The sequence below is a fragment of the Dolichospermum sp. FACHB-1250 genome (assembly GCF_014696335.1).
GTDB classification, from domain to species: Bacteria; Cyanobacteriota; Cyanobacteriia; order Cyanobacteriales; family Nostocaceae; genus Dolichospermum; species Dolichospermum planctonicum.
This window is the reverse complement of record NZ_JACJPZ010000065.1, coordinates 1-21,125: the sequence shown is the minus strand read 5'-3', so window position 1 is coordinate 21,125 and position 21,125 is coordinate 1. Positions and strand designations below refer to the sequence as shown.

Here is a 21,125-nt window from a genome sequence, read left to right as displayed (position 1 = left end):
TTCCTCAATATGGGCTGCAACTATTTTTTCTCGGAGATCCACTGAATATGCTTTCATGACAGTATTATCTTTATTATTACTAACTGTACCTCATAACTTCGGAAACTGCTGTAAAATTCAAATTCTGTGTTTGAGAAACAGTACCATTATAACGAGAAATTAAAGTTCCTATGGGGTTGAGGTCATGTTGATAATCTTGATTAAACTTCTCAATTTGTTTTAGTAATAGTTCTAAACCGTGAATTGACATTCGACTGGGAACACAGGGTATAATACAGAAATCACTGGCATAAAACGCGCTTTTGATAATATTATTAATACTGGGTGGACAATCTATTAAAATGTAGTCATATTCTGTTAGTAATGGATTGATAAGTTGACGTAAAATTGCCACAGAAGTTTCTGGAAAATCTTCTTGAAGTTCAAATAATTTAGAACTACTAGGAATTAGATGTAAACAATTAAAAGAGTTTTTATTTCTGACATTAGAAACTTCTTCTTTGACTATAAATTTCTGATAATTACCATTGGCTAAAAAATGGTCAGCATTTTTAAATAAAAAGGGTAATGTCAATCCTCGATAATTATATTGCCATTCCCAGACTTGTTCAGACATTAAGGCAGTAGTTAAGTTACATTGGGGGTCTAAATCAATGGCAAGAACCCGCTGACCATACATGGTATCCCCTGCTAAATACTCTGACAAGGCCATAACGATGGTAGTTTTGCCAACTCCACCTTTGAGATTACAAACACTAATTACTTTAGCTGTCATATTTTTTTCGTAGATGCTGTATTTATGGAAATTCTATTATATTTTGACCGGAAATAGTGTGAAGGCAACAGGTGAATTTTTCAGATTGTGGTTATGGACTGTGAAAGCAAAATCATAGCACTGAGGAGATAATCAAGTAAAATTAATTACTTATTTATAGGTTTTCTACATATAAATACGCAATTAAATAGTTTTCAAAAAAATGATTTAGTTAAAATAGAACCTGATTAGGTACTGATAAAATTTTTGAATTACCAACCTGACGATAATTTATTTAATAGCAGTAACTACAACCGTATTTATTAATAAAAAAGCAAAAATGCTATAAAATTAAAATCAGATAAAATGTATTTCTTCTAGCAATGATTATTAACAGTCCAATAGATAAAAGTTGGCATGGAAAACTTAATTTAGTCTATGCTAATTGCCAAAATTCCACTCAATTAATTTACAATCACCATCAAGCACCTTTTAAGGTACAACGTCCCTTTTACCCGGAAGGACAAGGAATTTGCCATACAGTGATTTTACACACGGCTGGGGGCATTGTGGGGGGCGATCGCTTGACATCTGATATTCACCTCCAACCTCAGACAAAGGCCTTAATTACCACCGCAGCCGGAAGTAAAATATATCGTAGTCAGGGCTTACCAGCAAGACAAATTGTCAATATCCAAGTTAATGATCATGGAAATTTAGAATATTTACCCCAAGAAACTATTTTATTTAATGGGGCAATTTATCGCCAAGATTTGCGGGTAGAATTAGGTAAAAACGCCAATTATTTAGGCTGGGAAATTATGCGATTTGGGCGCAGTGCTAGGGGTGAAAAATTTCTAGAGGGAGAGATGCGATCGCACACAGAAATATGGCAAAATGGTATGCCATTATGGATTGATAGACAAATTATCCCTGGTAGCGATGAAGTATTTCACAGTCCCCACGGGTTAGCAGGAAATCCCGTTCTTGGTACTTTGGTTTGGTTAGGAAATTCCGTTTCTGGAGAAATGATTGACAAAGCCCGTTCTTTAATGATTGAAAATAATTTTGCTGGAGTAACTCGCTTACAACAGGGATTTTTATGTCGCTATCGTGGTAATTCTATATCAGAAGTGAGAAATTGGTTTACAAATATTTGGCAAAATTTACGAATAAATTATCAAAATCGTGGTAATTGTATTCCTAGAGTATGGCAAATTTAAACTAACCACTTCAGGTACAGAGGACGCAGAGGAAAGAAAAATGCAGCTTACACCCCAGGAAAAAGATAAATTATTAATTTTTACCGCTGCTTTAGTCGCGGAGAGAAGGAAAAATAGAGGTTTAAAATTGAATTATCCTGAAGCAGTGGCTTTGATTTCTGCTGCTATTTTAGAAGGTGCAAGAGATGGTCAAACTGTGGCAGATTTGATGAGTTATGGGACAACATTATTAAATCGTGATGATGTTATGGAAGGTGTACCAGAAATGATTGATGATGTTCAGGTAGAAGCCACTTTTCCTGACGGAACTAAGTTGGTAACTGTACATAATCCCATTCGTTAGAAACGATTAAGATAGGAGAAGGTACAAAAAGCATTTACACCATTTGTCTAATTCTTAGAAAATTTGTAACTTAGGAGAAATGAGATTATGATCCCCGGAGAAATTATTACCCCAGTAGGAGAAATAGAATTAAATGCAAATCGTCCAACTACTAAATTAGTAGTAGCAAATACAGGAGATAGACCAATTCAAATCGGTTCACATTTTCATTTTTACGAAGTTAATAGTTTTCTACATTTTGATAGAGAAAAAGCGCGAGGAATGAGATTAGATATTCCCGCAGGTACAGCAGTCAGATTTGAACCGGGAGACGAAAAGGAAATCACATTAATTCCTTTAGTTGGTAGCCGCCAAATCTACGGATTTAATAACAAAATTAACGGAAACCTGTAAATTCTCTCTGCACCAAAAACGTGATCAAAAAAGGATAAAAATATGTCATACAAAATGAACCGCCAAGCCTACGCCGAAACCTATGGACCAACTGTAGGAGACAGAATTAGATTAGCAGACACAGAATTATTTATTCAAGTAGAAAAAGACTTCACAAATTATGGAGATGAGGTGAAATTTGGGGGCGGAAAAGTGATTAGAGATGGGATGGGACAATCCCCAATTTCTAATAGTGATGGTGCGGTAGATTTAGTGATTACTAATGCTTTAATTCTTGATTGGTGGGGTATTGTCAAGGCAGATATTGGGATTAAAAATGGTAAAATTCACAAAATTGGTAAGGCCGGAAATCCTTATATTCAAGATAATATAGATATCATTATTGGACCGGGAACGGAGGCTTTAGCTGGTGAAGGAATGATTCTGACTGCGGGAGGAATTGATACCCATATCCATTTTATCTGTCCCCAGCAAATTGAAGTAGCTATTGCATCAGGTATCACGACAATGATCGGTGGTGGTACTGGACCAGCTACGGGAACAAATGCCACAACTTGTACTCCCGGACCATGGAATATTTACAGAATGTTGCAAGCGGCGGACGCTTTTGCTGTTAATTTGGGATTTTTAGGAAAAGGTAATACTAGTCAACCTCAAGGACTGATAGAACAAATTGAAGCGGGGGTAATGGGGTTAAAACTCCATGAGGACTGGGGAACAAATCCTGCAACTATTGATACTTGTTTAACGGTGGCTGATGAATATGATATACAAGTAGCAATACATACGGATACGTTAAACGAAGCTGGCTTTGTCGAAGATACAATTGCGGCTTTTAAACATCGTGCTATTCACACCTACCACACCGAGGGGGCGGGAGGAGGACACGCACCGGATATTATTAAGGTTTGCGGACAAAGTAACGTTTTACCCTCTTCTACCAACCCTACCCGTCCTTACACCATTAATACCCTAGATGAACACTTAGATATGTTGATGGTGTGTCATCATCTTGATCCCGCTATTCCTGAAGATGTATCTTTTGCTGAGTCTCGTATCCGTAGAGAAACTATTGCTGCTGAGGATATTCTCCACGATTTAGGCGCGTTTAGTATGATTGCTTCCGATTCCCAAGCGATGGGGCGCGTTGGTGAGGTAATAATTAGAACTTGGCAAACTGCCCATAAAATGAAACTGCAACGCGGAAGCCTGGGTAATGATGGCAATGCAGACAATTTTCGAGCGAAAAGATATGTTGCTAAATATACTATTAATCCAGCGATTACCCATGGAATTTCTGGGTATGTGGGGTCTGTAGAAGCGGGAAAATTAGCGGATTTATGTTTGTGGAAACCTGCTTTTTTTGGTGTCAAACCGGAAATTGTCATTAAAGGTGGTATGATTGCTTGGTCACAAATGGGCGATGCTAATGCTAGTATTCCTACACCTCAGCCTGTTTATATGCGTCCTATGTTTGGCAGTTTTGCCGGTGCGAAAAATGCCACATCATTAACTTTTGTGTCTCAAGTAGCTTTAGAAAGAGAAATTCCCCAACAATTAGGATTGAACAAGTTAGCAATTGCTGTTTCGGGAACTCGTCAATTAACTAAAAAGGATATGAAATTAAATGATGCTTTACCTCTTATGGAAGTAGATTCGGAAACCTATGAAGTTCGCGCAGATGGTGAATTATTAACTTGCGAACCGGCGACAGTTTTACCTATGGCACAAAGATACTTTCTGTTTTAATTTATGTCAGAATCCTCTTAGAAAGCGGTTTGAGTCGGCAAGATATTAGACAATTATTCCGGTTTATTGATTGGATAATGGTCTTACCTGAAGAATTGGCAATTAGTTTTAAAACAGAAATCAAAAGTTACGAAGAGGCTAGAAAAATGCGCTATGTAACCAGTATTGAAAGATTAGCTAAACAAGAAGGAATTGAGGAAGGTCTGCAAGAAGGTCGTCAGTTAGGAGTCATTCAAAGTAGTCAAGATAGCGTGATTGAAGTCTTAGAAACAAGATTTGGTGAAGTACCAATAACTATTATTAATGCAGTGAATAATATCAATGATTCATCTGTTTTGAAAACACTCTTAAAAAGAGCAATTTCTATTCCTTCACTGGCTGAGTTTGAGCAATTTTTACCATCAATTAAAATTTTGTTATTAATGCAGTAAAAAACATCTGCATTAATAATAATTTTTCTACAAATTCCGAATTTTATAACCTAGTTATCACCAGAAAATGCTTACTACCGAACTATCAAAACCTCTGGATATTATTAACAAACAACGGCAGTTTTTCCAAACAGGTAAAACTAAAGATGTAGCTTTTCGGATTTCTCAATTAAAAATACTCAAGCAGTTGGTAATTGAGAATAAAGAGGGAATTATCCAGGCATTAAAGGCAGATTTACATAAACCAGAATTTGAAAGTTACGCTACAGAAATCGGTGTTAATAAAGAAATTGATTATGCTCTCAAACATATCAATAACTGGACAAAACCGCAAAAAGCAGCGGTTCCTGTGGATTTATTCCCTTATTCCGCTAAGATATGTCCAGAACCTTTAGGAATAGTATTAATTATTGGTCCTTGGAATTATCCTTTTCAATTAATCATATCACCTTTGGTTGGGGCGATCGCTGCGGGAAATTGTACGGTAATTAAACCTTCAGAACTCGCACCCCATACTTCTGATTTAATCAGCGAACTGATTCAAAAATACTTTCCTCCTGAATATATTACGGTCATTCAAGGAGCAGTAGAAACTAGTCAACAGTTACTAGCCCAAAAATTTGATCACATCTTTTTTACTGGTGGTACAGCCATTGGTAAAATTGTCATGGAGGCTGCTGCAAAACATCTGACTCCAGTTACTTTGGAATTGGGGGGAAAAAGTCCTTGTATTGTTGATCATGACATTAATTTAGAACATACCGCTAAACGGATTACTTGGGGAAAATTTATTAACGCTGGACAAACTTGTATTGCACCAGATTATCTGTTAGTAGATCAAAAAATTAAACCAGATTTAGTCGCTGCTTTACAAAAATGTCTCAAGGAATTTTATGGGGAAAATCCCGCTACTAGTCCTGATTATGCCAGAATTGTTCATCAAAAACATTTTGATAGATTAGTTAATTTACTTCAATCTGGTAAAATCATTGTTGGTGGAGAAACCAAACCAGAAGAACTTTATATTGCTCCCAGCTTACTAGAAAATGTTTCTTTAGAAGATCAGGTAATGCAAGAAGAGATTTTTGGTCCAATTTTGCCCATCATTGAATATACAGATATTAACGAAGCCATTACCTTAATTAACTCCAGACCAAAACCTTTAGCTTTATATTTATTTTCCCAAAATAAAGACTTGCAAAAACGCATTTTACAGGAAACATCATCTGGTGGGGTATGTATTCAGGACACAATAATGCAGGTTGCTGTTTCGTCTTTACCATTTGGGGGTGTGGGTGATAGTGGGATGGGTAGCTATCACGGTAAAGCGGGTTTCGATACTTTTTCACATTACAAAAGCGTTTTACAAAACTTCCTACCTTGGGATATAAATTGGCGATACGCACCCTATAAAGGTAAAATATCACTTTTGAAATGGATTGTTGGTATTTAAGAGCAAATAAACCGCATTTACCCTAAAAACCATAGATTTCGGGAATTAGGGTTAATTATTCGGAAAATCCTAGAGCAATGAGGATTTTCTACCAATCCTCATCTATACTCAAAATGGCTGAATTATTTGATTTTACAGATCGGGGTTTAGCACAGCTAAAACCCCACAAGTCTAGATTTTCTTAATCTGGTAAAAATTCAAATCTCAGCCGTTACGAGTATAAATTTATCAGAAGTCTCTATGATAGATGACGGAATTATGCTTTAAGATTCTTGAGTTTCTTCTTCCTGGTCGGTTGGATAGACGAATTTAGAACGGCCACTTAAAATGGATTTACCGAGGGAGATAGCTTTTTGGGCTTCAACAGCAGCCTTGTGTCTCCAGGTAGCGCGGCGTTTATCTCGTTTAGATTTTGATGTTTTCTTCTTAGGAACAGCCATGACAGCGGATATTGTAATTCTTAACAACCTTCCTATTCTAAGCGATAAAATTCACATCAGGCACTATAGAAATAACTGTTAAGCTGTTAAGCATTTAATTTAAATTATATAAACTCAATGAATTTAACTCTTGTGGGATAGGCCTCCCTGCCTGAATATTTAAGTTAGGTGTATTTTTATGAGTATTTATATAGTGTAAAAAATAACTTATGTCAGAAATGAGTTAAAATTATCTAAACTATAAAACATAAGTTAGTTTTGTAGTTAAAGGTTCGTGCTAACAGCAATTTCAGGCAAATAATAGCCGATAAAGATGGGATGGTAAATTACTGGGCGATCGCCATTGGCATTAATCAATATCAATTATTTCAACCTCTAGGTTGCGCTCAAGCTGATGCTGAGGCAATTAAAGGCTTTTTAGTGACACAGGCAGGTTTTCCCCCTGAAAACTGCTTATTGATGACAAACACTTCCCCCCCCATAGGAGATAAATCCTCTTATCCCACCAAGGAAAATATTCTGTCGTTACTACAAGAATTAGCGGCTACATTTTGGCAGCCGGAAGACTATTTATGGTTATTTTTTAGTGGCTATGGCGTTAACTACAAAGAACAAGACTATTTAATGCCCGTTGGCGGTGATCCTGAACAAGTTGCTGAGACGGGTATAGAAGTGCGATCGCTGATGCAAAGTCTAGAATTTACTGGCATCAAGGTCTTACTGATCTTTGATATTAACCGGGCTTTTGGGACACAAGCAGATGCACCCGTAGGCCAAGAAATTATTGAACTGGCTGCCCAATTACAAATGGGGGCGATTATTTCCTGTCAACCAGAAGAATTTTCCCATGAAAGTACAGAATTAGGTCACGGTTTCTTCACAGCAGCATTATTAGAAGCTTTGGGTTCGGGGAAGGGATACGACTTTGGCGATTTAGCCAGTTATCTGAGTTATCTTACACCCAAACTCTGTCAATACCACTGGCGGCCGGTCCAAAATCCTATCACCGTTATTCCTACTCAACAACCAGCTATTTTGCCTATCTTGACATTAGATGAAAACTCCGCAGCCATCATTTTCCCAGAAGCCAGTTTTGCTGTCACTAGAACTGCACCCCCTCTGAAAAATAGTGACTTTATTACTACCATAGATCAAGCTGACTGGACAGAAAATGCCTCGGTAGCAACTACTTTAAACAAAATACCAACCGAATTAGTTTCCGAGTCAATTGTCGAAAACAACCACACCTTAGAAACTGCCCCAATATCCCATTGGGAGGGTAGATTTATCCCCTCCCCTATCACCACCGCCAAAGACAAGGCTTCAAGCCCGTCGGAGAAGCCTTTATGGCAACAATTTATCATCTGGGGTGGTGGCAATATGGTGATAGTAGCTTTACTTGCTACATTTTTGCTCCGCCATCATGAAAATTTCCGGTTTAAAAATTTATCAAAAACAGTATTTGACAATACAACTAGCGCGACTCAATTTCCCCAGTTATCACCTACTACCCAAAACCGCAGTACCAGCAAAATTAGTTTGAATACAGACTCTAAAAAACGCAATCAAGCCATTTTGGAGCTAGGAAAAATGTCTCTTGTCCCTACTCAACCAGGGGATTTGGTGACAGCGATCGCCAAATCCCGGAAAATTAAAGCGAACACACCAATATACGCAAAAGCACAGGAAAATATTCAAGTTTGGTGTCAGATGATTTTAGAGTTGGCACAAGCACAAGCCGAACAAAGAAAATATGAAAATGCTATAGCCACGGCTCAGTTAATTACCAAAAAAGAGCCGCTTTATTCCCAAGCTGAAACTGTGATTAAAAAATGGCAAATAGAGGCTAAGCAGTATGTGAGCAATAAGACTCTCTTAGATACAGCTACAGCATTAATTATTCCTGAACAAGCTTCTACTTATAATCGTGCCATTGCCGTTGCTAAAAAAATACAACGGGGACAACCGGGTTTTGAAATCGCCCAAACATCAATTAACCAGTGGAGTGAAAAAATCTTAAATCTAGCCAAAATTCGGGCTAATCAAGGAGATTTTCAGGGTGCTATCTCCACTGCTATTTTAGTTCCTACAGGTGCGATCGCTTACGAAGATGCTCAGGATGCTATGCAAAAATGGCAACTTCAGAAGAATTAGTTCAGTGGTCAGTGGTCAGTGGTCAGTGGTCAGTGGTCAGTGGTCAGTGGTCAGTGGTCAGTTATAAAACGTGAATCACCTATTACCTATTACCCATTACCTATTAGCAGTACTGTGAAATATCCTCGCCGCAGGTATCGGCTAGATAGCACATTGCTCTAAATCGTAAACCTACTAATTCTTCATACAAGGGGTTAAGCTTGCACAATGGTGGAATGTGAAACAGGGTTTTACCAAATAGCTTGATATCGCGCTCAAATGGACACTGAGCGGGAATTAATTGACATAAACGGTGAGCTAATTGGCGATCGCTGACTTGGATGCTATCTAACCAATTTCGCAAAGGACGTAAAAATCCCCAAACAGGCTTAGGTCTAATATCCTGTAAAGGACTCACATTAGTTTCACTAGCGTCTGTTTGATTTAGAGAAACCCAACTTGATACAAAAATATTTTTGTTGGTACTTTTAGATACCTTCATGGTAATTATTCTCTTCTTATGAGGGTATTCATCTTACTGATGAATATACAATATGACAAGAATTGTCACCGGAAAACAGTATTATGACGGAAATTTTATCAAAGATCAAAGATCCCATAAACCGGTTTCCAAATTTCAATCCATCTGTTAATAGTTACTAAAAATATAGTCAAATATTTCTAGCTTGGTAAGGAACACACACCTTACAGGACTAACTACAAGCCACTAAAACTGAGTTTCTATCAAAGATAGAGTCCCCAACTACTTTTCTGAATATGTTCAAAGAACCGTTTAAGTCTGCTGAATAATGTTTACCAGACTGGGACTTAAATAAACCTCTTTTAACTCTTTTACTTAAATATTGCATTGCTCATGCTTTTTGATTGGTTCAAAGTCCAGAAAACTACATTTTGATGTATATCTTTCTGTAGTAATTTGTACCTTGATTCCCCTAAGTATCCTACTGATTCAATCCTATTGATAACTTGACACAGTTAAGATTTTAGTGAACACATCTGCCTTTGGGTGTGATTTATCTTAATTGTAACACAACTTAATATAGTAACTATTATCAATAATCACGATCAAGGAAAATACTCTTAAATAGCTAACTTCAGAGATAGACACCAATATTACGCTGGACTGTTTTGCAAAGCAGTGATATTGTTCCTGATGTTTACCCCTAGTCTTCCAGGCTTATGGATAGTTATTAGCAGTTATTAGCTGCGGCCGTGGTATTATCTCTAATTTCTTTCTCGATGACACCATAGCTTTAATTCTTACACTGCTTACTCTCAGTCCAAATCTATCTTGAGGCTTAAATCCCATTCCTGAGAATTTTTGAGTATTCTTGCACCAGAGACGGTAAATTCACGTCCAATCCCAACATTATGTTAAAAAACAATAAAATTACTTGATTTAACTCGTTCTAACTTTGTTGAAATTCCCCGTTTCCCATTAAAAAACGCAAAGATGCTCAAAAACACCTTTGCGCCTTGGCATGAGATAACTCTTAAGAAGCCACAGCAGTAGAACGAGTGCGTCGTCTTCTGCCGTCAGAAACCTTCACAGCAGGCTCTTCCGGGACTTGCATCAACAAAGTCAAAGCTGGTTGACATTGCAACTCTCTCCGCATGGAACGAGCTAACTCCCGTTCTAAAGTTTCCTGCAATCCACCCCAGTCTGTATCTGCGGGTTGTCCTCCAGCAGGGGAAAACTCCAACCAACGTACACCAAGAATTTCTTCAATGCGTTGTTGTACCCATTTTTGTAGAAGCGATCGCTCAATACTCGTCACCACACCTTGCATATGTAGTTCTGGTTTAGCCATGAGCTTACCACTCCAATCAATAGCCGCAGCAATAGTTACCATACCTTCTGAAGCCATGCGTTGGCGTTCTTCCAAGACTTTAGAACTAACCATACCCGAACTAGAAGTATCCACCAATTCAATGCCAGCGGCCACTTGACCAGAAACGCGGATAGAATTTTCTGTCAATTCTATGACATCACCATTTTTGATAATTACGATATTTTCTGCCGGAATGCCCATACTTTGAGCAGTTTCCGAATGCTTGACTAACATCCGATGTTCACCGTGGAATGGGACAAAGAACTTAGGACGAGTTAAAGCAATCATCAGCTTTTGTTCTTCTTGACAGCCGTGGCCGGAAACGTGGATACCTTTATCCCGTCCATAGACCACTTTTGCTCCCTGAATCATCAATTTATCAATGGTATTAACCACTGCAATGGTATTACCGGGAATGGGGTTAGCGGAGAATGCAACTGTATCTCCTTGACGAATTTTGATATGGGGATGTTCTTTATTAGCAATTCTTGTCATTGCTGCCATTGTCTCACCCTGAGAGCCAGTAGTTAAGATTAACACTCTTTCATCTGGCATTCCTCGGACAGTATGCAGCGGTTGAAATAGACTATCTTCACATTTGATATAACCTAAATTCCGCGCATGGGCGATTAAATTTAACATGGAACGCCCGACAACTGTGACAACACGATTATGTTTCTTTGCCAATTGCAGAATCATGTTAATGCGATGGACACTGGAGGCAAAGGTAGTAACAAATAAACGTCCAGTAGCCTGGTAAAATACTCGGTCAAGGTTGGGAAAAACAGCACGTTCAGAAGGTGTAAATCCTGGAACTTCTGCATTAGTGGAATCACTTAATAAACAGAGTACGCCTTTTTCACCATGTTCAGCTAAACGTTGTAAATCAAAGGTTTCACCATCTACGGGAGTATGATCAATTTTAAAATCTCCCGTGTGGATGACTACACCTAATGGTGTGTGAATAGCAACGGTAAAGCTATCAGCAATGGAGTGAGTATTGCGAATATATTCCACAAAGAAATGTTTGCCAATTCGCACTACGTCACGGGGGAGGACTGTTCTTAATTCTGTGCGGTCTCTGACTCCTGCTTCTTCGAGTTTACCTTCTAGCATGGCCAGTGCTAGTCTTGGTCCATGAATCACGGGAATATCAAACTGCTTCAAATGAAAAGCAATACCACCTATATGGTCCTCATGACCATGAGTGACGATCATGCCTTTAATTTTGTGGCGATTTTCCCTGAGATAAGTTGTATCAGGTAATACTATGTTTACGCCGTGCATGGCCTCTGTGGGAAAGGCTAATCCTGCATCTAACAGGATAATTTCGTCCTCATACTCGAACACACAAGTATTTTTACCTATTTCGTGTAAGCCGCCCAAAGGAATAATTTTCAGAGCGGAATTAGCTTCGGTTTTAACCATTTTCTCCTGGAGATTGTTTTTTGTTGTGAATCAGTTGATAGTTCGGTTTTTTGTATAAAAGGAAACTTTACACTTCCGTTTAAATCCAGCTTTTATAGAGTCATATTTGATTTCATTGCCATCAAATTGAGTCATTTTTATATTAGACTTTTCGCATAATTGCCTAATTTGTGATGTTAAGCGCAGGTAAACATCCTGAAGATTCTTCCGTTGGGAATGAGATATATCATTTTTGGACTTTTGCAAAAGGTCTTTTGTTCAGTTGTAGCACAGGTGCTTAAATTGTAATTTACTAACAAGTACACATTCTTTATAAATAAATTCCTTACTTATTCTTGTTTAGATTAAATTCAGCTTTTGCATCACTGATTCTAACTTATTCAACACATCTGTATCAGCTTCACACAGGGGTGGACGAGTTGAACCTACTTCCCAACCTTGTAGCTTCAGTGCTGCTTTGATAGGAATGGGATTTGTAGTTAAAAATAAAGCTTTAAACAATGGGAACAGTTCTAGATGAATGTCGGTAGCAATTTGCATTTTTCCTAGACGAAATGCGCGAATCATCTCTTGTAGTTGATTACCTACTAGGTGAGAAGCCACACTTACCACACCTTCAGCGCCTATTGCTAACATGGGTAGGGTTAAAGAATCGTCTCCAGCATAAATCTGAAATTCTTTTGGTGTCAAGCGGCGAATTTCACTAACTTGATCTAAGTTACCACTGGCTTCTTTAATGGCGACAATGTTATCAATTTCCGCTAAATGTACCACTGTTTCTGGCAGCAGGTTTTGACCAGTCCTGCCAGGAATATTATATAACATCATGGGCAGATCGGGACAAGATTCTGCTATTGCCTGAAAATGCTTATATAATCCTGCTTGTGGTGGTTTGTTGTAATAGGGAACTACTTGTAAAGAACCATGTACTCCTATTTTAGCCGCTTTTTGGGTGGCTGCGATCGCTTCTTTGGTGTAATTAGAACCACACCCAGCTATTACTTTAGCTTTTCCTGATACAGTCTGCAACACCTCCACAAATAATTGGTATTCTTCTTCCCAACTCAGTGTTGGGGATTCTCCTGTTGTTCCACATACCACTAGTGCATCTGTACCGTTATTCACTAGATGGTCTGCTAGTTTTGCGACTACATCATAATTAATACTACCGTCTGCTTGAAACGGCGTAATCATAGCGGTTACTATTGTGCCAAAATCTCCCACACTCTTTTCTCTCCTAAGTTAGTTGTCCGTTTTCCGTTGTTAATTACCCGTGAGAAATGACTCAATTAAAATTTATAGTCTAAGTAGATTTTAGTAAATTCTTCTCTACTAATAATTCTGCTATTTGTACTGCGTTTAAGGCTGCACCTTTACGGATTTGATCTCCACACAGCCACAATTCTAACCCACAAGGATGAGAAATATCTTGACGAATTCTGCCTACTAAAACTTCATCTTTCCCACTAGCTTCTATAGGCATAGGAAAGTAATTTGCTTGCCAATCTTCCACTAATTTAACACCGGGTGATATTCTTAAAATTTCTCTAGCTTCCTCTGGATTAAAGGGAGTGGCAAATTCTAAATTAATGGCTTCCGAGTGAGCGCGGAGGACGGGAACACGGACACAGGTGGCGGTAATTTTGATTTCTTGACTACCAAAGATTTTCCGGGTTTCGTTGACCATTTTCATTTCTTCCTCACAATAGCCCCAAGGTGTTAAGGGGGAATTATGGGTAAATAAATTAAATGCCAATGGGTAAGGTAAGACCTCGGCTACTGGTTGCTGTCCTTGTAGTATAGCTTCACTTTGGATTTTTACTTCTTCCATGGCTTTAGCTCCAGCGCCACTGGCAGATTGATAGGTAGCTGCTACAATTCTTTTCACTGGTTTGACCTGATGTAATGGCCATACTGCCAATGACATGAGAATTGTGGTACAGTTGGGGTTGGCGATAATTCCCTGATGATTAGCTGCTGCTTGGGGATTTACTTCCGGGACTACTAAAGGTACATCCGGGTTCATGCGGAAGGCACTAGAATTATCAATTACCACTGCTCCCTTTTCCACTGCTACTCCAGCCCAAGTTTTGGAGATGCCACCTCCAGCACTAGCTAATACTATATCCACATTTTCCCAGACATGATCACTTACTGCCTGAATGGGGATATCCTCACCTTTGAATTTTAGTGTTTTTCCCGCGCTGCGTGGCGATGCTAATAATTTCAGGTCAGCTAAGGGAAAGTTCCGACTTTCTAGTAATTCCAGCAACTCCGTACCTACAGCACCAGTTGCACCCAAAATAGCGACACGATAGGATTTAGACAAACTCGACTCCTCCTTTAAGAGGTAATTAACAATTTTTTTTGCACGACTCAAAAAATTATCTCTTTTCTTCCTCTCAACGGTGGGCATCGGTGGGCATTAAATAATAAAATTTGCATATTTTCGGAATATTATCTTATTTTTTGAGGTTTATTGAGGAATTTGAGACTTGGTTAAATCGCAGTTGACAACAATACAATTTAGTTATGACAATCAAATATACCACATTATCCTATAATATAACATTGTACAATAAAATTGTACAGCAAAATGCAAGAAAAGGAAAATCAAGGCCATTGACACTTAGGTATTTTAAATCAGCCCTGATTGTTAAGTTATGTTACCGGGATTAGGGCTGCTATGTGGAAATAATATCATAAAGTGTTCAATCCCTCACTTTTGACGATAAAATGGATATCTGCTCAGGGGTATCTATCCACCAATGGCAGGGAATGATGCCTGATCAGCACATCCTAACCGTGAGATATCAAGATATAATCGCCGAGGCTATCTTAGTTTCTCACTGTAGTGGGCGATCGCGTCTTGTGTATGATCCTCAGATCAAAATATCATAAAAATAGAAACAAAGCATGAAAGTTACCCAGGAAAAACTTCCCGCCAGTCAAATTGGTTTGGAAATAGAAATTACATCGGAAATTACCAAACAAAAATACGAGCAAGTCATCAAAAATTTAACTAAGACCGTAAATATTCCTGGGTTTCGCAAAGGGAAAGTACCCCGGCAAATATTAGTACAACGGCTGGGAACGAGTCGTGTTAAGGCAACTGCTTTAGAAGAAATTATTCAAGAAGGTATTGAGCAAGCAATTAAACAAGAGGCCATTAGCGCCATTGGTCAACCTCAGTTACGCTCATCCTTTGATGATTTAATTAACAATTATGAACCGGGACAACCCCTAATTATTGCGGCGGCTGTGGATGTAGTACCAGAAATCAAGTTGAACAAGTATACTGGTTTAGAGGCCAAAGCAGAGGAAATCAAGTATGACCCCAGCCGCGTAGATACAGTTATTGACGAACAAAGAGATAAATTAGCCACATTAGTACCTGTAGAAGGACGGGCTGCACAAATCGGTGATATGGCAGTTATTGATTTTAAAGGTGTAATTGCTAAAGCTGAAGGTGATGATCCTGACAGTGAACCCAAACCAATTCCTGGTGGTCAAGGAACGGATTTTCAAGTTGAGTTACAAGAGGATAAGTTTATTCCCGGTTTTGTTTTGGGTATAGTGGGGATGAATCCTGGAGAAACCAAAGAAGTAGCGGCTCAATTCCCAGAACCCTACGGTAACGAAGAATTATCTGGTAAAGCGGCTTTGTTTACAATCACACTCAAAGAAATTAAAACCAAAGAACTGCCAGAATTAGATGACGATTTTGCTCAAGAAGTCAGCGAATTTGAGACATTAGAGGAATTGCGGGCATCATTAACACAAAGGTATGAAAAAGAAGCGGCAGATAAAACCAAAGAAAATCAGCAAGAGGCTTTATTAACCGAACTACTGAATCATGTGGAAATAGATTTACCGACAACATTCATTGATCAAGAAGTTGATGCTATGCTGACACAAACAGCGATGAAGTTGTCTGAACAGGGGATAGACGTGAAAAAGCTATTTACCCAGGAAATTATTCCCCAATTGCGGGAAAGATCAAAACCGGAAGCTGTGGAACGTATTAAGCGTTCTTTATCCTTAAAAGAAATTGGTAAACGGGAATCTATCGAAGTGACCAATGAAGAAGTGGAAGCGAGAGTCACGGAATTGATAGCAGAATACCCTAATGAAGACTTGGATAAAAATAGACTCAGTGGCGTTGTCAAGGAAGAACTTTTAACCAAAAAGATCGTAGACTGGTTACTAGAACGCTCATCTGTGGAATTAGTACCGGAAGGTTCTTTAAGTTCTACAGCAGCCGAAATAGATTCCCCAGTCCAAAGCGCGGAAACAGTTCAGGCAGAAGAAACTAGTAATCCTGAGTAATGGGTAATGGGTAATTGGTAATGGGTAATGGGTAATTGGTAATTAGTAGTTAGGAAACATCTTTCCCCTACTCCCTACCCCCTGCCTCCCCTACCTTCTGAATTGTGCCGTAGGGCATAATGGTTAAAAGTTCACAATTCGATTCCATTTATTGTTAAATATTCTAGTATGCTTGTATCGCAGTCGGGAAATTACCCAATTACCAGTTTGAGTTCTCTAGCCAATAGCCGCAACCTAAGCAGCCCCAGCAACATCGTCCCGATGGTGGTAGAACAGTCTGGTATGGGAGAAAGAGCTTTTGATATCTACTCCCGCTTACTGCGCGAGCGGATTATTTTTTTAGGAACACCCATAGATGATGTGGTGGCTAATTCAATTGTCGCCCAATTACTATTCCTAGATTCTGAAGACGCGGAAAAAGATATCCAATTGTACATTAATTCTCCTGGCGGTTCTGTTTACGCTGGTATGGCAATCTATGATACAATTCAACAAATACGTCCCGATGTGGTAACTATCTGTTTTGGACTAGCCGCGAGCATGGGGGCCTTTTTACTAACATCTGGAACTGCTGGAAAGCGGATGTCTTTACCTGACTCCCGGATTATGATTCACCAGCCCCTGGGTGGCGCTCAAGGACAGGCCATTGACATTGAAATTCAAGCGCGAGAAATTCTTTACATTAAGGGTGAATTAAATCAATTAATGGCCAAACATACTGGTCAACCTTTGGAAAGAATTGAAGCTGATACAGAGCGCGACTTTTTCATGTCAGCAGAAGAGGCGAAGAATTATGGTTTGATCGATCAGGTCATTTCTAGGCAAAATCTTCCCACAGCAGGGTAAAACGTCACTATTCTGAAATAAGAGGCTGATATGTCTAAGTACGACTCCCATTTAAAATGTTCATTTTGTGGTAAGTCTCAAGAGCAAGTACGTAAATTAATCGCAGGTCCGGGAGTCTACATCTGCGACGAATGCGTTGACTTGTGTAATGAAATCCTCGATGAGGAATTGCTGGATACAAGTAATGCCGCCTCACCACCGGCACAAAAGTCAGAACCACCGGAAAAACGCCGCACCCGTTCGTCTAATCTCTCTTTTAATCAAATCCCGAAACCAAGAGAGATTAAAAAATATTTAGATGAACACGTGATTGGCCAGGATGAAGCTAAAAAAGTCCTGTCGGTGGCTGTTTACAATCACTACAAGCGGTTGGCTGTTCTTCAGTCTAAGGCTAGTGGTAAACCAGGTGCAGATGATGCTATAGAACTACAAAAGTCTAATATTTTACTCATTGGACCAACTGGTTGTGGTAAGACTCTATTAGCACAAACTCTAGCCAAAATTCTGGATGTTCCCTTTGCGGTGGCCGATGCTACAACCCTAACGGAAGCGGGCTATGTGGGGGAAGATGTAGAAAATATCTTGTTGCGACTGTTACAAGTGGCAGATTTGGACGTGGAAGAGGCTCAAAGGGGGATTATCTACATTGATGAAATTGATAAAATCGCCCGTAAAAGTGAAAATCCTTCAATTACCAGAGATGTTTCTGGGGAAGGGGTACAGCAAGCTTTGCTGAAAATGCTAGAGGGGACTATTGCTAATGTACCACCCCAGGGCGGACGTAAGCACCCGTACCAAGACTGTATTCAAATTGACACAAGCAATATCTTGTTTGTCTGTGGTGGTGCTTTCGGCGGTTTGGAAAAGGTTGTAGATCAGAGAATTGGCAAAAAGTCAATGGGCTTTGTGCAACCAGGAGAAGCGCAAACTAAGGAAAAACGCGCTGCTGACACCCTGCGTCATCTACAACCGGATGATTTGGTCAAATTTGGCATGATTCCTGAGTTTATCGGGCGCATTCCTATGGTGGCTGTAGTAGATCCTTTGGATGAGGAGGCACTGATGGCAATTTTAACAGAACCACGGAGTGCCTTGGTGAAACAGTACCAAAAACTACTAAATATGGATAATGTCCAGTTAGATTTTAAACCAGATGCGTTAAAAGCGATCGCTCAAGAAGCTTATCGGCGGAAAACTGGGGCGCGAGCTTTACGAGGTATTGTGGAAGAATTGATGCTAGATGTGATGTATGAGTTACCTTCCCGTAAGGATGTGACTCGTTGTACTATCACTAAGGAAATGGTGGAAAAACGTTCTACTGCTGAATTACTAGTACATCCTTCTTCTTTACCAAAACCAGAATCAGCATAATTGTCAGTTGTCAATTGTCAATTGTCAATTGTTGCTCATCAGTTGTCAGTTGTCAATTGTCAATTGTTAGTTTTTAACTGTTAGTTTTTACTTGTTAGTTTTTACTTGTTAGTTTTTACTTGTTAGTTTTTACTTGTTAGTTTTTAACTATTACCATGACTTATATAAATGTTCGGGGTGTTGATCATTATTACGAGTGGGTCAAAAAACCATCAAATATTATTAAACCAGTAATGGTTTTTATGCACGGTTGGGCGGGTTCAGGCAGATATTGGCAAAGTACCGCTAAAGCGTTATTAGATAATTTTGATTGTTTACTTTACGATATGCGCGGGTTTGGGCGTTCTCATGTTCAACCTGATTTAAGTTATGAATTAACAGAATATGCGGAAGATTTAGCGGTGTTATTAAATCAGTTAAATCTGGAGCGTGTTTATATTAATGCTCATTCTATGGGTGCTTCCATAGCGACTTTATTTCTCAACCGCTATCCGCAAAAGGTAGAAAAAGCAATTTTAACCTGTAGCGGTATTTTTGAATATGATGAAAAGGCTTTTGCAGCTTTTTATAAGTTTGGAGGATTAGTAGTTAAATTCCGTCCTAAGTGGTTAGGAAAAATCCCTTTAGCCGATAGAATGTTTATGGCTAGATTTCTCCATAGTCCCATTCCTAAATCTGAACGTCAGGCTTTTTTAGAAGATTTTATTAATGCTGATTATCAAGCGGCTTTGGGAACAATTTTCACTTCTGTGAGTAAGGAACAAGCGGAATTTATGCCCCAAGAATTTGCTAAATTAACTGTACCAACTTTGTTAGTAGCGGGGGAATATGATATTATTATTCCCGCTGAGTTGGGTAAAAAAGCAGCGGCTTTAAATGATCAGGTTGAATTAGCAATTATTCCTAATACTGCACATTTTCCCATGTTAGAAGATGCAGAAACTTATTTAGCAAGGGTAAGAGATTTTTTAAATATTTCTTAAATACAGGGAACAGGGAACAGGGAACAGGGAACAGGGAACAGGGAACAGGGAACAGGGAACAGGTTTTGAATAACTTTACTTTTTGTTAATTATGTCGGTTTTTTTCCGTTCACCTACTTAAAATAATATAAAATATAAAATGGGCGATCGCTAATAAAGTCCTATAAATCTTAACATCATCTAGACGATAATTTTAACTATTTTCAAGTATTGTGTTATAATTAATTCAGAGTTAGAAGAGTAAAAATATCATGATTTTAGCTGTGAAAAATGCTCTTTCCACAATTGCACCTAAGTTAACTTATGATGTGTTGATTGAACATCAAGAAGATGGCACGGTTAAAGCGACATTGTTAAGTTTACCAGAATTTCAAGGTTTAGGTGCGACTAAAGAAGAAGCTTTAAATGATCTGATTCAACTTTTTCAAGCCCGAAAACCAGAAATAGTAACTTTAGAAATTAAATGTTATGAAACTAAAAATCCTTTAATCGAAGTTACAGAAATAGGCAATAATGAAGGTAATGCTTGGGATGTGCTAGAGGCCTTAACAGGAACTATTGAAGCACCAAGTGATTGGTCAAGTCAACATAATCACTATTTATATGGTAATTCTAAACATGACAATGAGATCAGAGAATGAATCAGGAAAGACTATTTTTAGATACGGTATTTATTCAGGCTTTATTAAACAAGAATGATCAATACCATATTCAAGCAAAAGCATTATTACCAAGGGTGAAAAATGCTGTTGAAGTATGGATAACAGAAGCCATTTTAATAGAAGTTGGTAATGCTTTAAGTGCAGTGAACCGCACAGCATCAGTTCAGTTTATTAATCAGTGTTATCAAACAGATAATATCAAAGTTGTCAGTGTAGATACACCGCTTCTTATGGGTGCGCTGGAACTTTATCACAGTCGTCAAGATAAAAATTGGGGTTTAACAGATTGTATCTCATTTATTGTGATGAAAGAACAGGGTTTAATTTATGCTGTAACGGCTGATATTCATTTTGTTCAAGCTGGTTTTGTGGCTTTATTAAGGAATCCAGGGAATAAGTAAATTGTCAGAATCAGGATATCCAAGATTAGAGGATTAACAGGATGTTTTTGAGAAAATATAGGTTTTTGTGAATGATAGAAAATATATTTTCCTGATAAAATTGTCTGATAGCGTAGCGTGGCGCAAGCCATATCAGGATATCCAGGATTAGAGGATTAACAGGATGTTTTTGAGAAAATATAGGTTTTTGTGAATGATAGAAAATATATTTTCCTGATAAAATTGTCTGATAGCGTAGCGTGGCGCAAGCCATATCAGGATGTCCAGGATTAGAGGATTAACAGGATGTTTTTGAGGAAATATAGGTTTTTGTGAATGATAGAAAATATATTT

General features: G+C 38.5%; 19 protein-coding genes. 13 read left to right on the top strand and 6 right to left on the bottom strand.

All coding sequences use genetic code 11. From position 1 onward, the window contains the following. Window positions 1-79: 79 nt before the first annotated feature. Window positions 80-775 (bottom strand): ParA family protein, encoded by a 696-nt coding sequence (locus tag H6F39_RS17980; protein WP_190397161.1) that lies wholly within the window; start codon window positions 773-775, stop codon window positions 80-82. A gap of 362 nt (window positions 776-1,137) precedes the next feature. Between H6F39_RS17980 and H6F39_RS17975 the strand changes: the two genes are divergently transcribed. The 6 genes from H6F39_RS17975 (at window position 1,138) to H6F39_RS17950 (ending at window position 6,346) form a co-directional block, all read left to right on the top strand. Continuing rightward, window positions 1,138-1,977 (top strand): urease accessory protein UreD, encoded by an 840-nt coding sequence (locus H6F39_RS17975; RefSeq protein ID WP_137909224.1) that lies wholly within the window; start codon window positions 1,138-1,140, stop codon window positions 1,975-1,977. Between the two features lie 40 nt (window positions 1,978-2,017). Further along, window positions 2,018-2,320, top strand: coding sequence for an urease subunit gamma (locus H6F39_RS17970; protein ID WP_137909223.1), 303 nt, complete (start codon window positions 2,018-2,020; stop codon window positions 2,318-2,320). Between the two features lie 87 nt (window positions 2,321-2,407). Then, on the top strand, window positions 2,408-2,713 hold the full coding sequence (locus tag H6F39_RS17965; RefSeq protein ID WP_137909222.1) for an urease subunit beta: 306 nt from the start codon (window positions 2,408-2,410) through the stop codon (window positions 2,711-2,713). A 42-nt stretch (window positions 2,714-2,755) separates the two neighbouring features. Beyond that, window positions 2,756-4,462 (top strand): urease subunit alpha, encoded by a 1,707-nt coding sequence (ureC, locus tag H6F39_RS17960; protein ID WP_137909221.1) that lies wholly within the window; start codon window positions 2,756-2,758, stop codon window positions 4,460-4,462. Then, window positions 4,411-4,893, top strand: coding sequence for a hypothetical protein (locus tag H6F39_RS17955; RefSeq protein WP_199290980.1), 483 nt, complete (start codon window positions 4,411-4,413; stop codon window positions 4,891-4,893). The genes ureC and H6F39_RS17955 overlap by 52 nt, the downstream gene beginning before the upstream one ends. Before the next feature lie 67 nt (window positions 4,894-4,960). Then, window positions 4,961-6,346, top strand: a complete 1,386-nt coding sequence (locus H6F39_RS17950; RefSeq protein WP_137909219.1) for an aldehyde dehydrogenase — start codon at window positions 4,961-4,963, stop codon at window positions 6,344-6,346. Between the two features lie 263 nt (window positions 6,347-6,609). Here H6F39_RS17950 and rpmF read toward each other — a convergent pair whose 3' ends face one another. Then, window positions 6,610-6,786, bottom strand: coding sequence for a 50S ribosomal protein L32 (gene rpmF, locus H6F39_RS17945; RefSeq protein ID WP_137909228.1), 177 nt, complete (start codon window positions 6,784-6,786; stop codon window positions 6,610-6,612). A gap of 318 nt (window positions 6,787-7,104) precedes the next feature. On the opposite strand from rpmF, the gene H6F39_RS17940 reads away from it, so the two are divergent. Next, window positions 7,105-8,940, top strand: coding sequence for a caspase family protein (locus H6F39_RS17940; RefSeq protein ID WP_190397160.1), 1,836 nt, complete (start codon window positions 7,105-7,107; stop codon window positions 8,938-8,940). Between the two features lie 103 nt (window positions 8,941-9,043). Here H6F39_RS17940 and H6F39_RS17935 read toward each other — a convergent pair whose 3' ends face one another. The 4 genes from H6F39_RS17935 to H6F39_RS17920 all read right to left on the bottom strand — a co-directional run bounded on the left by H6F39_RS17935 (window position 9,044) and on the right by H6F39_RS17920 (window position 14,529). Next, window positions 9,044-9,421 (bottom strand): Mo-dependent nitrogenase C-terminal domain-containing protein, encoded by a 378-nt coding sequence (locus tag H6F39_RS17935; RefSeq protein WP_137909217.1) that lies wholly within the window; start codon window positions 9,419-9,421, stop codon window positions 9,044-9,046. A gap of 1,012 nt (window positions 9,422-10,433) precedes the next feature. After that, window positions 10,434-12,200 (bottom strand): ribonuclease J, encoded by a 1,767-nt coding sequence (locus tag H6F39_RS17930; protein WP_190372593.1) that lies wholly within the window; start codon window positions 12,198-12,200, stop codon window positions 10,434-10,436. A gap of 339 nt (window positions 12,201-12,539) precedes the next feature. After that, window positions 12,540-13,424 (bottom strand): 4-hydroxy-tetrahydrodipicolinate synthase, encoded by an 885-nt coding sequence (gene dapA, locus H6F39_RS17925; protein WP_137909215.1) that lies wholly within the window; start codon window positions 13,422-13,424, stop codon window positions 12,540-12,542. A 79-nt stretch (window positions 13,425-13,503) separates the two neighbouring features. Next, window positions 13,504-14,529, bottom strand: a complete 1,026-nt coding sequence (locus H6F39_RS17920) for an aspartate-semialdehyde dehydrogenase (protein ID WP_137909214.1) — start codon at window positions 14,527-14,529, stop codon at window positions 13,504-13,506. A gap of 587 nt (window positions 14,530-15,116) precedes the next feature. Here H6F39_RS17920 and tig point away from each other — a divergent pair. The 6 genes from tig (at window position 15,117) to H6F39_RS17890 (ending at window position 20,792) form a co-directional block, all read left to right on the top strand. Beyond that, window positions 15,117-16,529, top strand: a complete 1,413-nt coding sequence (gene tig / locus H6F39_RS17915) for a trigger factor (protein ID WP_190397159.1) — start codon at window positions 15,117-15,119, stop codon at window positions 16,527-16,529. A gap of 168 nt (window positions 16,530-16,697) precedes the next feature. Next, a complete protein-coding gene (clpP, locus tag H6F39_RS17910) occupies window positions 16,698-17,375 on the top strand; it encodes an ATP-dependent Clp endopeptidase proteolytic subunit ClpP (RefSeq protein WP_028084510.1) in 678 nt (225 codons plus the stop codon). A gap of 30 nt (window positions 17,376-17,405) precedes the next feature. Next, entirely contained in the window at window positions 17,406-18,746 is a 1,341-nt protein-coding gene (clpX, locus tag H6F39_RS17905) for an ATP-dependent protease ATP-binding subunit ClpX (RefSeq protein WP_137909212.1), read from the top strand. Between the two features lie 155 nt (window positions 18,747-18,901). After that, the gene (locus tag H6F39_RS17900) at window positions 18,902-19,729 is read left to right on the top strand and encodes an alpha/beta fold hydrolase (RefSeq protein ID WP_137909211.1); all 828 of its coding nucleotides are present in this window, start codon (window positions 18,902-18,904) and stop codon (window positions 19,727-19,729) included. 251 nt (window positions 19,730-19,980) lie between these two features. After that, a complete protein-coding gene (locus tag H6F39_RS17895; RefSeq protein WP_190397158.1) occupies window positions 19,981-20,370 on the top strand; it encodes a hypothetical protein in 390 nt (129 codons plus the stop codon). Further along, entirely contained in the window at window positions 20,367-20,792 is a 426-nt protein-coding gene (locus tag H6F39_RS17890) for a type II toxin-antitoxin system VapC family toxin (RefSeq protein WP_137909209.1), read from the top strand. The genes H6F39_RS17895 and H6F39_RS17890 overlap by 4 nt, the downstream gene beginning before the upstream one ends. Window positions 20,793-21,125: the final 333 nt, after the last annotated feature.